The organism is Nocardia sp. GTS18 (genome assembly GCF_013839555.1).
GTDB lineage: Bacteria > Actinomycetota > Actinomycetes > Mycobacteriales > Mycobacteriaceae > Nocardia > Nocardia rosealba.
The window spans coordinates 186,626-201,399 of sequence record NZ_JACBIU010000004.1 but is presented as its reverse complement, the minus strand read 5'-3'; the positions used below and the strand labels follow the sequence as shown (position 1 = coordinate 201,399).

17 protein-coding genes are annotated in these 14,774 nt (G+C 66.8%); 8 read left to right on the top strand and 9 right to left on the bottom strand.

All coding sequences use genetic code 11. The features are described from left to right. Positions 1 to 3: 3 nt before the first annotated feature. The 5 genes from HYG95_RS07275 to HYG95_RS07255 all read right to left on the bottom strand — a co-directional run bounded on the left by HYG95_RS07275 (position 4) and on the right by HYG95_RS07255 (position 4,468). Positions 4 to 1,446 (bottom strand): S8 family peptidase, encoded by a 1,443-nt coding sequence (locus HYG95_RS07275; RefSeq protein WP_181697220.1) that lies wholly within the window; start codon positions 1,444 to 1,446, stop codon positions 4 to 6. A gap of 70 nt (positions 1,447 to 1,516) precedes the next feature. Next, entirely contained in the window at positions 1,517 to 1,792 is a 276-nt protein-coding gene (locus HYG95_RS07270; protein WP_370465709.1) for a hypothetical protein, read from the bottom strand. Then, the gene (locus HYG95_RS07265; RefSeq protein ID WP_181697272.1) at positions 1,789 to 3,330 is read right to left on the bottom strand and encodes a radical SAM protein; all 1,542 of its coding nucleotides are present in this window, start codon (positions 3,328 to 3,330) and stop codon (positions 1,789 to 1,791) included. Before HYG95_RS07265 ends, HYG95_RS07270 begins: the two co-directional genes overlap by 4 nt. 5 nt (positions 3,331 to 3,335) lie before the next feature. Beyond that, positions 3,336 to 3,716 carry a hypothetical protein gene (locus tag HYG95_RS07260; protein ID WP_181697219.1) on the bottom strand — a complete coding sequence of 127 codons (381 nt, stop codon included), beginning with the start codon at positions 3,714 to 3,716 and terminating at the stop codon, positions 3,336 to 3,338. After that, a complete protein-coding gene (locus HYG95_RS07255) occupies positions 3,713 to 4,468 on the bottom strand; it encodes a prolipoprotein diacylglyceryl transferase (protein ID WP_181697218.1) in 756 nt (251 codons plus the stop codon). Before HYG95_RS07255 ends, HYG95_RS07260 begins: the two co-directional genes overlap by 4 nt. 248 nt (positions 4,469 to 4,716) lie before the next feature. Between HYG95_RS07255 and HYG95_RS07245 the strand changes: the two genes are divergently transcribed. Further along, positions 4,717 to 6,426 (top strand): glycoside hydrolase domain-containing protein, encoded by a 1,710-nt coding sequence (locus HYG95_RS07245; RefSeq protein WP_255495037.1) that lies wholly within the window; start codon positions 4,717 to 4,719, stop codon positions 6,424 to 6,426. A 23-nt stretch (positions 6,427 to 6,449) separates the two neighbouring features. Here the strand turns inward: HYG95_RS07245 and HYG95_RS07240 are convergent, their stop codons facing one another. Both HYG95_RS07240 and HYG95_RS07235 read right to left on the bottom strand, forming a co-directional pair. Further along, on the bottom strand, positions 6,450 to 6,635 hold the full coding sequence (locus tag HYG95_RS07240; protein ID WP_067489870.1) for a hypothetical protein: 186 nt from the start codon (positions 6,633 to 6,635) through the stop codon (positions 6,450 to 6,452). An 11-nt stretch (positions 6,636 to 6,646) separates the two neighbouring features. Beyond that, positions 6,647 to 7,630: a hypothetical protein gene (locus HYG95_RS07235; protein WP_370465708.1), complete on the bottom strand. Its 984-nt coding sequence runs from the start codon at positions 7,628 to 7,630 to the stop codon at positions 6,647 to 6,649. A 562-nt stretch (positions 7,631 to 8,192) separates the two neighbouring features. Between HYG95_RS07235 and HYG95_RS07230 the strand changes: the two genes are divergently transcribed. The 3 genes from HYG95_RS07230 to HYG95_RS07220 are packed head-to-tail and all read left to right on the top strand — an operon-like array spanning position 8,193 to position 9,831. Further along, entirely contained in the window at positions 8,193 to 8,795 is a 603-nt protein-coding gene (locus HYG95_RS07230) for a TetR/AcrR family transcriptional regulator (RefSeq protein ID WP_181697216.1), read from the top strand. Next, on the top strand, positions 8,792 to 9,148 hold the full coding sequence (locus HYG95_RS07225) for a DoxX family protein (protein ID WP_181697215.1): 357 nt from the start codon (positions 8,792 to 8,794) through the stop codon (positions 9,146 to 9,148). Before HYG95_RS07230 ends, HYG95_RS07225 begins: the two co-directional genes overlap by 4 nt. A gap of 14 nt (positions 9,149 to 9,162) precedes the next feature. Next, positions 9,163 to 9,831, top strand: coding sequence for a pyridoxamine 5'-phosphate oxidase family protein (locus HYG95_RS07220; RefSeq protein ID WP_181697214.1), 669 nt, complete (start codon positions 9,163 to 9,165; stop codon positions 9,829 to 9,831). Between the two features lie 88 nt (positions 9,832 to 9,919). On the opposite strand, the gene HYG95_RS07215 is transcribed toward HYG95_RS07220, so the two are convergent. Continuing rightward, positions 9,920 to 10,063, bottom strand: a complete 144-nt coding sequence (locus HYG95_RS07215; RefSeq protein WP_181697213.1) for a hypothetical protein — start codon at positions 10,061 to 10,063, stop codon at positions 9,920 to 9,922. 202 nt (positions 10,064 to 10,265) lie between these two features. Between HYG95_RS07215 and HYG95_RS25115 the strand changes: the two genes are divergently transcribed. The 3 genes from HYG95_RS25115 (at position 10,266) to HYG95_RS07200 (ending at position 13,356) form a co-directional block, all read left to right on the top strand. Further along, entirely contained in the window at positions 10,266 to 11,564 is a 1,299-nt protein-coding gene (locus tag HYG95_RS25115) for an HNH endonuclease (protein ID WP_181697212.1), read from the top strand. Positions 11,565 to 11,691: 127 nt separating this feature from the next. After that, positions 11,692 to 12,441 (top strand): ferritin-like domain-containing protein, encoded by a 750-nt coding sequence (locus HYG95_RS07205; protein ID WP_181697211.1) that lies wholly within the window; start codon positions 11,692 to 11,694, stop codon positions 12,439 to 12,441. Between the two features lie 45 nt (positions 12,442 to 12,486). Next, the gene (locus HYG95_RS07200) at positions 12,487 to 13,356 is read left to right on the top strand and encodes an alpha/beta fold hydrolase (RefSeq protein ID WP_181697210.1); all 870 of its coding nucleotides are present in this window, start codon (positions 12,487 to 12,489) and stop codon (positions 13,354 to 13,356) included. Between the two features lie 13 nt (positions 13,357 to 13,369). Here HYG95_RS07200 and HYG95_RS07195 read toward each other — a convergent pair whose 3' ends face one another. Further along, positions 13,370 to 13,933 carry a hemerythrin domain-containing protein gene (locus HYG95_RS07195; protein WP_181697209.1) on the bottom strand — a complete coding sequence of 188 codons (564 nt, stop codon included), beginning with the start codon at positions 13,931 to 13,933 and terminating at the stop codon, positions 13,370 to 13,372. A 174-nt stretch (positions 13,934 to 14,107) separates the two neighbouring features. Here HYG95_RS07195 and HYG95_RS07190 point away from each other — a divergent pair, with 174 nt between their 5' ends. Then, positions 14,108 to 14,773: a hypothetical protein gene (locus HYG95_RS07190; protein WP_181697208.1), complete on the top strand. Its 666-nt coding sequence runs from the start codon at positions 14,108 to 14,110 to the stop codon at positions 14,771 to 14,773. Position 14,774: the final 1 nt, after the last annotated feature.

Genomic DNA, 14,774 nt, shown 5'->3' with positions numbered 1-14,774 from the left:
AGGCTACATCCGAGCCGTCATCGCGCGCAGGTCCGGCAGCGAGCCGATGCGCTGGGTGACAGGACGGCCGGGGGCCGCGGCCTGGGGTGAGCCGGTCGTGCGCAGCAGGGTGCGCACCGATTCCGGGGTGGCGCGGCCGGGGCCTGCGGACCGGATGCCCTGGTAGGCGGCGATCGCGCCGACGACGATCGGTGACGCGCTCGAGGTGCCGCTGAACTCGTCGGTGTACCAGAGGTCTTCGTCGTCACCGCCCTGCAGGTCCCCGTAGCCGGTGGTGGTCACCTCACGCCCCCAGCCCTGCACGTCGAGTCTAGCGCCGTAGTTGGAGAAGCCCAGGCGGGAGCGCGCCGGGCCGTGGTCGCGGCCGTGCAGTCCGGGCGGTGGTGCGCCGGCACCGACGATGATCGCGCCGGAATCATTGTTACGGAACGGGTTTCGCCAATCGGCGGGAAAGTCGGCCGGTCGGGTGTCGTAGATCGGTGCGTCCAGGTCCTCCGCACCGTTGCCCGCCGCTTCCACCACGATCACGCCGCGCCCGACCGCGTAGTGAATGGCGGCGAAATCGTCGGGCCACCACTCGACGGCGATGTAGCCGCGCTGATCGGGGGTTGCCCGGTAGTCGAATCGGGGCCCGGGCCAGTGCAGTTCGATGAGCAGCACGTCACCGGGGTCGAGTGCGTCGGCGGCGGAACGGATGGCCGTCGCCGAACCGATCCCGAAGATCGAGATCGCCCGGATGTGCGCCTCGGGCGCGATACCGGTGATGCCGAACGGATTCAGATCGCCGCTGATCTCTCCTGCCACCGCCGTGCCGTGGTCGCGCCAACCCCGGTCCGTCGACGCCGTTCCGCCGATGATCCCGCCCTGGTTGTGGCGCAGATCCTCGTGGGTGAATCGCCACGCGCCCTCGATGTCGATGACCCGCACGCCGGTGCCGAGACCACCGGGGCGGGTATGCGCCCAGGTCGCGTCGATCCCGTTCGGCGCCGCGTCCAGGTACGCCTGTCTGCTGCGGAAGTCCGGGGTCACCGATGGTGCCTCCGTGGCGCGGGCGACGGTTGCGCCGGGTGCGAGCGGCGGTTCGGCAGCGGGTTTGACATACGCCGCGGTGACGGTGTCTTCGGCGCGCAACCGGTCGGCCACCTCGGTCCAATCCCCGACCGCACCGACGACCCGGTGATAGCCGAGGTAGGAACCGGCCTGCGCGGCCTGCGGTGTATCGGCGAGTTTGCCCGCGAGCCGGTTGCCCGGCCCGAAGATCGGTACCAGATGCGCGTCGCCGGGCAGCAGGCCGTCGACGTGACCGCGTACCGCACTGGTCTCACGCAGGGCGGCCGGTGTCAGATCGGGCCCGGTCGGGGTGGTGACGACGATCAGTTCCGCAGGCGACACGGCGGGCGCGGGTGTCCCCGAGTTCCGCTGCCTGCTGGATCGGGTGGAGGCCATGGCTACCAGTGAACAGGGCGTGCGCGCACACCGCCACCGTTGTGCCGCATCAGCTTTCGCGACACGCCGATCACATGACCACGGCCACCGCTCCGGCCACCGCGATCGCACCCACATACAGCAGCACCAGGCGGGTATCGCGCAACCAGCACCGGCTGCGCCGCAGTCCGGCCCGCCATGCCCGCCAGTAACCGGCGAACGCCAGCGCACCGAACGCGGCGACCGCCCAGGGGCCGAACAACCAGGTGAGCAGTGCGGCGGTCGCCACCACACACAGGGTCAGCGGGTCGTGCGGTTGACGCGCGCGCACCGCCTCGTCGTAGTAGACGCCACGCGACGAGCTCACCGCACCTCCATCGGCAGCAGTTTGCGCCCGGCCGGGGCCGCCACCGGCAACCGCTGACGGGACAGCGCAGGCCATGCCTGCACCGCGCAGAACGGGGCGCACTGGTCGGCATCGGAACGGGTGCCGACGTGCACACAGCACTGGGTGAGCCGTTCCTCGATCATCGTCGAGATGTCCATGAACGGTTTCACCGTCACCCGCACGACCCGCTCCCCCAACAGCTTCCGCAGCCGTGCGCGCCGACCGGGCAGCGCCGAGGACGCCAGCGTCAGCAACGTCGACATCCCCAGGTCGCAGTGCTGGCAGATGTTCTCCCACACCTTCCCGATCTCCGGATGCGACAGCGACGACTGCTCCGACAACAGCCCGAGCAGCGACTCACGCACCGCTACCCGCAGCTCGGCGGGCAGATCCGTATCGGCGATGCGGTTCGACACCAGTCCCAGTTGCGACTTCAACCTGTCGTGGCCGATCAGCGACACCAGCGAGCGCCACTGTCCGGCGTCGTCGCGCAGCAGGTAGCCGACCGAGCAGCAGTGCGGGTGCGAACACGGCAGGGCGGTGAGGTCGCGCCAGGTGACCTGACCGCCGGTTTGCGGACCGAGCCTGCGCAACACACCGGTATGGGTGAGGCGGCGCAGCGGGTCGATGTCTCCGGAACGGCCGGAACCGAATTGCGGTTGGATCGACACGCCACCGACGAACGGGGTGTCCATCGCCGTGCGCAGGACCGCACCGATCTCGTCGTCGTTCACGTCGAGCGCCACAGTCATCACCAGGGTCGTGAATACTCCTGCTTCCGAAAGTCGCTGCAGTGCCTGCTGTTTCCGCAGCCGCAGATCACCACCGCGATGATGACGTGAAGCCTGCGCCGAATCGCCGTCGTACTGCAGGTACACCTCGACCCGGTCGCGATGCGCACCGACCAGGGCGAGCAGCTCGTCGTCGACGGCGAGGCGAACGCCGTTGGTATTGAGCAGGATCCGGGTGATCGGCCGGGCGGTCAGCTCGGCGAACAACCGGGGCAGCTCGGGATGCAGGGTGGGTTCGCCGCCGCTGAGCATCAGGACGTCCAGGCGCCCGTCTTCCCTGGCCAACCGCTGGTCGACATTGGCGAGCACGTCCTCGACCGCGACGACTCCGCGCAGTTCCGGCGACGAATCGGCGAAACAGGTCGGGCAGCGCAGGTTGCAGCTGTCGATGATGTCCTCGAGCAGGATGCAGGTGTGCTGGGTCTGCATCTCGGGCAGACCGCGCAGATACGCCGCGGGCACCGGGTCGAAATTGCCCGGCACATCGGGACGGTGGGCCTTGGTCGGTGCGGTCCACTCCTCGAGGTAGGCCAGGATCTCGGGATCTTCGTCGTAGAGTGTGCGCACCATGCCGTGACGCGGGCAGCCTCGTTCCAGCCACACCTGGCCGTCGCGTTCGGCCAACCACCCCGACAACCGTGCGACCTCCGCCAGCGGACGGTCGTCGTGGCAGTGCGGGCAGAACGCGGTGACGTAGCGCAGGATGCGGTCGCCGCGCAGCGGCATCCCGGTCACGGCGCCATCCCGAACGTGTCGGTGTACAGGTAGGGATTGACCGCGGTGCAGAACCCGGCGGTGCACACCGTCGTCAACGCCCAGCCGATCATCAGGCCGAGACCGAAGCCTTTCCACACGGGCTTACGCAACCGGATCAGCGCCCACCCGCCGCCGAACGCCGCCCCGGCACTCACCAGGGCGGCGAGGCCGAACAGCACGCGGGCGGCGGTGGCGTCGGCGGTCGAGGCGGCCAGCATCAGCACGACGAAGCCCGCCATGGCGTTGACACCGATGAACGACAGCGCACCGGCGGCAGCCATCGCCGCGACCTGGCCACCCTGCCCCGGCGGATTCGCCCCGGGCGGTGGCGGTGGTGGTGCGGGCGGATAGTTCATACCGCGACCTTTCGTCGGAGAACGCCCTCGTAGTACCCGCGCCGACAGCCGATGCTCAGACGCACCGCGACCAGGACGAGACCAGGGAGCAGAAACCATTGCGGGCGAGTCAGATCCAGCCACACCGTATCGTTGGCGCGGGTGAACTCGACGAGGAACCGGAAGACGGCATACGCGCCCACATAGAGGGTGAACAGCTCACCGGGCGTGGTGATGCGGTCGCGTAGCCACCACAGCGTCACGAACGCGGTGAGCTGGAACAGGATTTCGTAGACGAAGCTCGGATGCATCGCCACGCCGGCGGCGCAGCCGGGACATTGCGGCACGGTGCCCGGAGCGTGGATGCCCCACGGCAATCGGGTCGGGCGACCGGGTGCCTCGGTGAGCAGGCAGCCCACGCGCCCGACGGCCATCCCGAGCGCCACAGCGGGGGCGAACAGGTCTCCGGTGCGTTCGCGGTAGCCGATGATCCGTTTGGCGACGAGCACACCCACATAGGCGCCGAGCAGGCCACCGAGCACACTGCGCGCACCGAAGAGCCAGCTCTCGAGTGGATCGAGGGTTTCGGCCAGACTCGACAACCGCATGCCGATCGCCCCACCGACGAGCGCACCGGTCACCGCCACCAGTGATTCCTCGCGCAGCGCGTCACGGCGTCGGCATTCGGCGACGAAAACCACGGCCGCGACAGCGACGCCGAGCGCGACGAAGAACCCGTGCGTCGGGATCCCCCAGTACAGCTGTGGCACCATGGCGAAAGGTTAGCCGTCCGGTAGCGCGGCGTGGATGAGTGAAACTACGCGCGTCTAATCGGACCCGGATCTGGGTACTCCCCCGGCATCGGTGAATGAGGATGCCGCAGTGAGTGTTTCGATTAGAATCATTCCAGGGTGAGTTCCTCGGTCACCCCGTGCCGGTTGTCGGTACAAGCGTGAATCATCTCGGTAGTTCCACCATTTCCCGGAATTCCATCGGATACGCAGTCATGCAGGGGGTCATCATGTCTACCGCTGTCGATTTCGCGGCGCGGCTCATCAACCCGACGGCCATCGCCGAAGCAGGTCATTCGGCTGTGCTCGCCTACGTGTCGCCGAGCAGATCCGGTGCGAATTTCGGGGCCAAACCGATCACCGCCGACTACGCCCGGGCCCTCGCGGCGGCGGGACTCGACATCGTGTCGATCTGGCAGTACGGCAAACCGGGTGACCCGACCCCCTCGGACTGGACCACCGGGTTCGACGGTGGCAGGCGCATGGCCGAACAGGCCCTTGCCACCCATCTGAGTCTCGGCGCACCACGCGAGGCACCGATCTTCTTCGCCGTCGACGAGGACATCTCGCTGGCGCAGTGGAACAACACCGCCGTCGAATTCTTCCGCGGGGTCAACGCGGTGCTCGGCGTGGCGTGGACCGGAATCTACGGGCACTCGCGGGTGTGCGCGTGGGCCGTCGAGGACGGGGTGATCGGCACCCGCGGCGAATTCAGCTGGGCCTGGCAGACGCGGGCGTGGTCGGGAACCGAACGCGAACCACGCGCGGTGCTGTACCAGCGGGTGATCGACACCCCGAGCAATCCCGGGCCGCTCATCGACGGCACCCACGTCGACGTCAACGACATTCTCGCCCCCGATTTCGGCCAGTGGAGTAAGGACCGTTCCGTGACGATTCCGCAGTTCACCGAGCTCGACCGCCTCGGCCCGTCGCACTCACCGCGCGACGGCGCACGCATCACCAACTTCCTGCTGCACACCCAGGAAGGCAACGGCACCGCCGAATCCCTTGCCGCCTATCTCAACAACCCGTCCAACGGGGTGTCGTACCACTACACGCTGCGCGACGGTGTGGTGGCGCGAGTGGTGCCCGAGGAGCTGGCCGCGTGGTCGGTGTTGTCGGCCAATCCGTTCACGGTGAACCTGTGTTTCGCGGGGAGCCGCGTCGCCTGGTCGCGCGAGCAGTGGCTGGCCATCGACGGCGACCTGCGGATCGCGGCCTACCTCGCCGTTCGCAGCGCCCACCGGCACGGGTACTCCACCCAGGTGATCGCACCGCCGTACCACGTGGCCGAGGGCATCAGCGACCACAACTATGTGACGAGGGCCCTCGGCATCGGCTCGCACACCGATGTGGGGCCGAACTTTCCGTGGGACGTCTTCGCCTCGCACGTGGCGGGTTTCGCGGGGGCGCGCCCCAATGCCATCGATGATCGAGCGGCGGCCTCGCCGTGGCTGGGTGCCCGGCGCACCGACGGCGAGATCGCCACACCGGACGGGCTCGGCCGCTTCGCGGAGTTCGAACACGGCTACGTGTACTGGCACCCGTCCACCGGCGCCTTCGCCATCCCGACCGCGATCATGACCAAATACGCCGAATCAGGCTGGGAGGCCGGGGTGCTCGGTTACCCGATCGCCGAACACGCTCAGTTGCCCGATCCGCGTGGCACGGGACCCGCTGTGGCACAGGCATTTCAGGGCGGCGCGATCTACCGGCGCGCCGGGCAGCCCGCCTACCGGGTGCACGGCGCGATCGGTGAACGCTGGCGGGCATCGGGTTTCGAGAACGGTGAGCTCGGCTGGCCGGCGTCCGACGAGGTCGCCCACGACGACGGCCGGTATCAGGAGTTCGAGTTCGGGCGCATCTATTGGGCGCCGCAGCAGATCATCGCGCTGCGGCACTCGGGGGATCCGGACACGCCGCTGGACCGGCCCGCGTAGCGCGGGCCGAGGTGTCGGCGGGGTCAGGCCAGAAGTAGCGCGAGGGTGGTGGCCGCGGCGCCGAGCAGTAGGGCCGCGACCACCACGATCGCGATGATTCTGGTGCGGGACGACGGTCCGGTGTAGGTGTCGTCGTCGTTCAACATGTCGGCGAGGTCGACGGCCGCGAATTCGCGCGTCGTCTCCAAGGGTCCGGGCTGCTCGGTCATGTGCGCTGACGCTAGTCGAGTGTGCTGATCGCCGCTGCCGATACCCCGGCCGTATCCGTGGACCGGGTGGCGGCGAGGAGTTCGTCGAGTTGGCGTTCGGCGCGTTCGGCGCGGGCCAGGGTTTGCGCGCGGGCGTCGTCGAGGGCGGCGAGGCGTTCGGCGGTTTCGGCTCTGACCCGCTCGAGTGCCGCTTCCGATTCGACGCGGCGAGCCTCGGCCTCGGTGGCGGTGGTGCGCCGCAGCTCCGCCAATTCGCTTCGGGTGCGGTCGAGTTCGGTGCGGGTCGTCTCCAATTCCGCGCGGGCTCGGCGCCACTCCTCACGGGCCTCGTTGGCGGCTTCGACCCGTTCGGCGGCGGCGAGTTCGGCCCGCTGGGTCGCCCGGTCGGCATCGGCGGCCCGCTGCACGGCGAGGTCGCGTTCGGCATGGGCGGCGTTGATGCGGGCTTCGGCGTCGCGGCGCACCTGGGTGATCTCGGTGTCGGCGCGTTGCTCGGCGCGTGCCACCTCTTCGGCAGCTTCTTCGCGGATGCGTTCGATTCTTTCGGCAGCCTCGCGTTCGGCCTGACGCACCTGTGCTTCGGCGGCGCTGCGGGCGGCGAACACGTCGTCGGCGGCCTGCTTGGTGAGACGCTCCAACTCGGCCAGCGCTTCGTCGCGAGCGTTCTGTGCGGCGGTGATGAGCTGCTCGGCTTGTTCGGCCACACTTGCCGCGTCCTCGGCGGCCGATTCCGCAGATGCCCGCGCTTCCTCCGCCTCCCGCCGCGCCTGTTCGGCGGCAACCACTTTCACGTCCGCCTCGGCGATCCGCTGCGCGGCATCCGCCTGCACTGCCTGGACCTGCGCCTCGGCGACCGACGGATCACCGATCGTCGCCAGTTCCGCAACCGCGGCGTTCAGCGTGGTTCCCAGTTGCTCGGCCAACCCACGGAACTGTCCGAGCAACTCATCGGCCCGCAACCGCGCGACGGTCACCGGCCCCTGCGCAGCCGTCACAGTGACGGTTTCTCCCCCACCCATCGACTCTTGTTGCTGTCGTTGCCTTTCCCGCCACGCACGCCACCGGGTGTGGTCGGGGTGGTCGCAGTATTCCGACGGTCGGCCGGGGCCACCGTTGCGGGTGATGGGGCGGGCACATCCTGGGTAGTTGCAGACGCTCGACACGAGAGAATCGTAGCGTTTGTTTCGTTGTCTCGTTACGTATTGCACGAAACGGAAACCGTGTCGTCCCTGGAAGATTCCATTCTTCTGGCCACCGTTCTAACCACCGATAAGTGAACATTATCGGTGGTCAGCCATCCGGTCCGCCCCTCGCGAGCTCGACTTTATTCCGTTTACGTTTGGTAGCAGTTGACGATACGTAATTGTGACGAAAGCGGCCGAAAACTGTGCACGGTTGTACGGAGGTACCAATCGCGGCCATGTGCGGCGATTCTGGCGGCTCGGCATTTGAAGTGGCACACCGGTGGCGAGTTTCCGCCGACTGTCGAAAGCCTCGCGGATCGGCCGACCAGATTGTGGTTGCGCCTGCGGGCCATCACGATATAAGGTGCTGAACATGTTCAGTGAACATGTTCAGTCGCGGTCGGCGCAACAAGCAGCGACGCGTCAGAAGGTCTTGGCGGCAGCCGAACGGCTGTTCCGCGCCCAGGGCTTCAAGGCAACCACCATCCGACAGATCGCCGCCGAGGCGAACGTCAGTACCGGGACCGTTATGGCGGCCGGTGAAAAGGACGCGCTGCTCGTCTCGATCTTCGAGAACTGGATCACCTCGGTGCACACCAGCAGGCACACCGAACCCGCCCCCTCACCGACGACCGCGACCACCGAGGACGTGCTGAGGCTCTTCGAGCCCTTCGTCGGATACTTCGCGCTCGATTCCGAGCTCTCACGCGAGTATCTGGCGATCCTCGTCCGCGGAACCCACGAGTCGGTGATCTTCCGGGACCTCGCGCTGGCTCTGCTGGGTGAACTCGAAACCGTGCTCGCTCGGTCGGCGCTGCCCAGCAGCCAGGTCGGTCAGGGTGCCCGGACCATCTACCTCGCCTACCTCGGGTTGCTGATGACCGCTGCCAGCGGTGCCATCGCGATGCCAGAGGCGGCCGAGCAACTACGACAGACCATCGAATTCGTCATCACACACCCGCAAGGAAACCGATGATCCACGCTCCCCAACCATGGTGGCTACCAGCACTACTCGCGCTATCCCTGTTCTCGGACGCGCTCATGTCCGTGCGTCCACCGATGTTCATCCAGCGATGCCTCGACGGCGTCCGCTTTCCCCGCGACTGGTGGTGGACGCTGATCACCATCAAGCTCGCGGCCACAGCAGGGCTCCTTGTCGGATCGAAGTATCCCGGTGCCGGGTTCGCCACCGCGGTCGCCGTGGTCGGCTATTTCGTGTGCGCCGCAATCGCCCACTACCGGGCCAGGTTCCTCGGATCCGAGTTCTGGATCAACTGCCTCGGCATGCTGGCCTTGTCGGTGGCGGCGGCGGTCACATACGTGGTGTGAGGTGAAATCGAGGGATGAACAACCCCACCCGTTACGGCGCCATCGCGTTTTCCGAGGCGAGCGCGCAACGCCAAAGTGCTACCGGCAGTATCAATTGGTACCGGGACCAGATGGCCGTCGGTGACAACACGGGCGAGCCCGAGGAATTGGACGGGCCGACGGCTGCGCTGATCCGGTCCACCGACTCGCTGTTCATCGCGACCGTCACGCCGTCGGACTGGCCTTACCTGCAGCACCGCGGTGGCCCGCCCGGTTTCGTGAAGGTTCTCGATTCGTGGACGATCGCCTTGGGCGACTACTCCGGTAATCAGCAGTTCGTCACCCTCGGCAATCTCGATCACGACGACCGGGTGGCGCTGTTCTTCATCGACTACCCGACCCGCACCCGGGTGAAGGTGTTCGGTCGTGCCGAAATCATCGAGCGGGCCGACGATCCCGGGTTCATCGAACAGATGCTCACCACCGACGAGGGCGTCATCCGCACACGCTGTGACCGGGCGTTCCGGATCCGCGTCGAAGCCCTCGACCGCAACTGCATCAAGAACATCCCGGTGAAATACAGCAGTGAACGCATGGCCGAATCACTTCGCCTCGCCCGCGCACCACTCACCGAGGAGATCGAGCAGCTACGTCGGCGAAACCAGGAACTCGAGGACGAGATCGCACGCCTGCGCGGGCAATAACAGGGTCCAGAACAGAAGCCGCACCGCCACCTTCGTCCGCGCGCCGGTGTCACCGCAGCGGGCGTGTAACGCCTGTGAGCGTTCGCCGCTACAGCTTGGCGTTTCGCCCCTTCCACAGGGAATAGAGCGCCATTGTTGCCGAGGCCACCGGCACCAATGCCGTGGCCCCGGCGACCAGGTAGATCACCGAGAAGCCGATCATGATCGACATCAGCGCACCAAGGTCCAACATATGCGCTCCGTTTCCGAATCGGTTGCGGCGCTGCCGGATCGAGGATGCTGGGGACCTTCCCGGCCGGTTCGAACTCATGATCGACACAATGCCACCAGCTCTTCGATATGACCACCAAATTGAACGAGATTGAACACCACTGCAGAACCGGTTAGCCTGTGCATCAGCCTCCATCCGGGGCAGCGCAAAGCGAGGAGCGGCAGTGGCCCGAACACCCCATCCAGCTCTCCAGCAGTTCAGCAGAGAGGTGAAGGAACGGTGGATCGAGGCGGGCAGTCCGGCCTATGCGCGGATCGCCAAGCTCACAGCCGAAGACGGAACCGCCATCTCCCAAGGCAGCATCAGTAACCTTCTGAGCGGCAAGAGCCGGCCGCGATGGGACACCGTCAGAGTTTTCGTACGCGCACTATCGCGATACGAGAACCCGCACTGCAATCCGGCGTTGCTCATGGCGGTGGTCCAGCGGTGGCGTACGCGGTGGGCGCAGTTGCAGAACGAACTGGCCAGCACTGTCGATCACCAACCCACCCACCCGACCCCGCCCACACGTCCCACCGACGAGCGGGCGCGCGATGGGAATTCGGTGATCGACCGAACTGACTCCGCTGATGCGGTCAGTATCGAAGCGGCTCTGCGGCAGAAGATCTTCCGCCGTCTAAGGGAAGCAGTTGACCAGCGGGGCGCTCTGAATCGGGCCGACTTGATAAATTTCACCATCGACGGCACTTCGCTCCCCCTCGTCGACCGTAATCGTGGAATCCGCAATCCACGCGGAATGCTCGCCACCCTGTCGGTGATGTCCCGCGGGGACCGAGACTCCAGCGACGAGGAGTATGGCGACTCGGGGTTCGGTTACGCCTATCGGTCCGGAACGATCCACGGCGACAACCAGAAGCTGCGCAAGGCACTGGAACTGAAACTTCCGTTGATCCTGTTCCGGATGATCGGCCACGGGGCCTACGTGCCGATCTTTCCCGTCTATGTCGTCGCCGACGACATAGAACGTCGTCGATTCATGCTCGCCATCGACAACGACCTGCCGGATCAGATCGGTGCGCGGCTCCCCGACCGTGCCGAGTACACCCGAAATCGCGTTCACTCGGCCGAGTTCCGCGCGCGGTTGCTCCACGCGTACGGCATCCGTTGTGCCGTATGCGGTCTCGGTGTCGCACAACTGCTCGATGCCGTCCACATCGTCGGTGACGCACAGTCCGTTGACGACGGATCCGGTAGGAACCGCACCACATCGAGCCTCGAGAACGGACTGCTTCTCTGCAGCAACCACCACCGCGCTTTCGCTGCGAAACTCTTCGGAATCACTCCGGACTACACGATCCGCGTCGCCGATCGGCTGATGGCAGAAGGCGACGACGGGGCGCTGGGACAACTTCGCGGTTTGAACGGACGCTCGTTGCTTCTACCGGACAATCGCGAAAGTCGGCCTTCCCCCGATCTGCTCGCCGTGGCGTTTGCGGCCTTTATCCGTGACGGCGCGGGCTAGTCGCGGATAGTCGAGATCGGTGGCATCCTCGCTGCCCTTGGGGTAGGAGTGGAGGTGAACAGAGGGGGAAGCCGTGGGGGAACGGATCAGTTCGTCGGAGGCACGTTCGCGGGTAGGCACGCGCCGGGTGCGATCGAGCCGGGAGTGGTTGGACCACTTCCACAGCAATGCCGCCAGGCAGCGGACGATTCCGTGGCAGGAGAACGGTATCGGTGCCGATGCTGCCGAGCTCGCGCCGATTCGCCGCTCATTACAGGGCTGGCAGCTCGGCGAGACTTCCGACGGTCGGCATCTGGCCGCGGCGGCCGATCGATTCGCCACCGAGACCGACGACCCTGACTACCGTGAGGTCATCGCGCTGTTCATCCGTGAAGAGCAACGTCACGGCGCACTGCTCGGGCGCATCCTCGACGACGCGGGAATCCCTCGCCGACAGGCCGACTGGGGCGACAGCCTGTTTCGTCGCCTGCGGTACAGCATCACGAATATCGAGGTGTGGACGACACCGGTCGTCATGGTCGAAACCCTCGCGATGATCTACTACAACGCGATCCGGCGGGCTACCACGTCACCGGTTATCCGCGCGGTGTGCGCCCAGATCCTGGCCGACGAGGTGCCCCACGTCCAACTGCAATGCGAACGCCTGGCCATTTTGCTGGTCGAGCGCTCACGCACCCGGTTCCACCTCACCATGATCGGCCACCGCATCCTGTTCGCCGTCGTCATGGCGCTGGTGTGGGCCGGTCATCACCGCGCGCTGCGGGCCGGTGGATTCACCTGGAACCACTACCGCAAGGCGGCCTACGCCAAAATGAACCGCGCCTGGCATCGCATGGACCCCGAGCACTACGCATGGCCTGGGGAGACGCGGCCGTGAACCCGTCACCGATGAGTACGCGGCTCCCGTGTCGTCAATACCGACATGACGACACACAAGCTCGAACTCCCCGATGCAACACTCACCTACGACGTCCAGGGTCCACTGCCCACCGCTGATGGGCGGCCGCCGCTGCTGATGACCGGTCTCCCGATGGCCGCCGACGGTTTCACCGCGCTCGCCGCGCACTTCCCCGATCGCACGGTCGTCACCTACGACCCGCGCGGGCTGGGGCGCAGTGTGCGGTCCGACGGTGAGGTCGACAATGTGCCTACCGTGCATGCCGAGGACGTGCACGCCGTGATCGAGGCGCTCGGTGCCGGGCCGGTCGAGCTCTTCGCCAGCAGTGGCGGCGCGATCGTCGCGTTGGCGCTGGTGACCGCGCATCCCGAGGACGTGACCACTTTGATTGCGCACGAACCGCCGCTGCTGACCGTGCTGCCCGATGCCGCGGCTGCCGGACGTGCGGCCGACGGGTATCGCGCTGCCTACGGGGCGAAAGGGTTCGGTGCGGGCATGGCGACCTTCATCGCGATGACCTCCTGGGAGGGCGAATTCACCGACGACTATTTCGCCGCGCCGGAGGCCGATCCCGCGATGTTCGGCCTGCCGGTCGAGGACGACGGTGCCCGCGACCACCCGCTGTTGTCGGAGCGTTCCCGGCCGACCCTCGCCTACCGCGCCGATATCGCCGCGCTCACCGCGGCACCGACCCGCATCGTCATCGGCTACGGCGAGGAATCGTCGGGCACGGTCACCGAACGCACCTCGTCGGCGCTGGCCGACCGGCTCGGTGTGCAGCCGGTTGTCTTCCCCAGTCATCACGGCGGTTTCACCGGCCCCGAGTCCGGCTATCCGGGCCAGCCGGAGCCTTTCGCCCGAATCCTCAGGGAAGTCATCGACCCGCTCGGCTGAGCGGCGACGTGACTCACCGCAGCGGGCCGATACCCAACGACCCCTTCGACCAGGTCGCCGACTGTCCCTCCACCGCCTCCACATAACCTTCGGGGTCCTTGTCGACGGGGCGCACGCCCGCATAGTGGCGCGCCTCGTACGCGGCGAATTCGACGGCGAGCCGGTGACGTTCGCCGAGGCCGGCGAGGCGGCGGAAATCGGTGAGTCCCTCGCGTTCCTCCTCGGCCATGTGGTCGCCGTTCGCGGTGTTCGCCGCAGCGACAGCGGCGAACCACTCGGGTGATCCGACCTTGTGACGTGCCACCTCCCCCACCGCATCGCGGATGTCGTTGTGGTCACCGATCGCGTCGAGCGTCTCGTCCTCCACCCGGCGGGTGCGGCGTGCGGAAATTCCGACCCGCAGCAGTTCCGGGTAGAAGATCTCCTCCTCGGCTTGGGCATGTAGTTCGAGGAAGGCCGCGAGCCGTTCCCAGATCGCCGCGAGAACATCGACCTCTTTCGGGTCGATCTGCTCGAGAATCGCGAACAACCGTCGTTGCTCACGATGGTCGTCGAGGATCAATTCGGTGATATCCACGCATTCCTCCTGGCTCGAATCAGGCAGTCATCGCAGGTCACTGAGCTATCGAACGCGGAGGCGGTCAAGGACCGCCGCTGTCGCCAACAATAGCCAGGTTGTCTGCGTTCGGTGTCGGATAGCGTGGCAGCGACCGTCCGGCGCGGACGTGCGCGATTTCTGGAGAGCTGTGCTGTGGTGTCCTTTTCCTTGCTCGTGGTCGCGGGTATCGAATTGCTGTGCGTCGGACTGCTGTGGATGCGGGCTGCGCGACGAATGCGCGTGCTCGTACTCGGCGTGGTCGGTGTCGGAATCGCTTATGATTCGACCGTTTTCGGGCTCGGTGTGCTGATCGGTGAAGGAGCGGTGCTGCACGGGCTGAGTGTCGGCCGGTTCATCGGTCACGCGCTGCTCACGCCGCTGCTGGTGTTGTGGGCCGTCGACCGGGTGGGTGCCGGGGGCTGGTGGCGACGTGCCGCGTTCGTCCTCACCGGAGTACTGGTGGTGTGGGGTGTGTTCGGTGAGTTGGCTCATGTGCGGCTCGTGCCACGGACATTCGCCGACACCCTGCGCTACGGCTCGGAACAACCGGCGATACCGATCCCCGCGCTCCTGGTCTCCGCCGTGCTGTTCGCCGCGACGGTGTCGTTGTGGCGCGACGAGCGGTTGCGTTTCCCCCTGATCGGCATCGTCTTGCTGGTCGCGGCTTCCGGCGCGGCCGCGGCATATCCCCCGCTGGGGAACCTCGGCGAGGCGATCATGATCGCGGCACTGACCGGGGCCGAGTTGGTGCTGGTCGGCAGGGCAGTCGCCGACAGTCGGGCCATCGGCGGGTCGGCCCCGGTTCGGGCTGGGCGGTGAA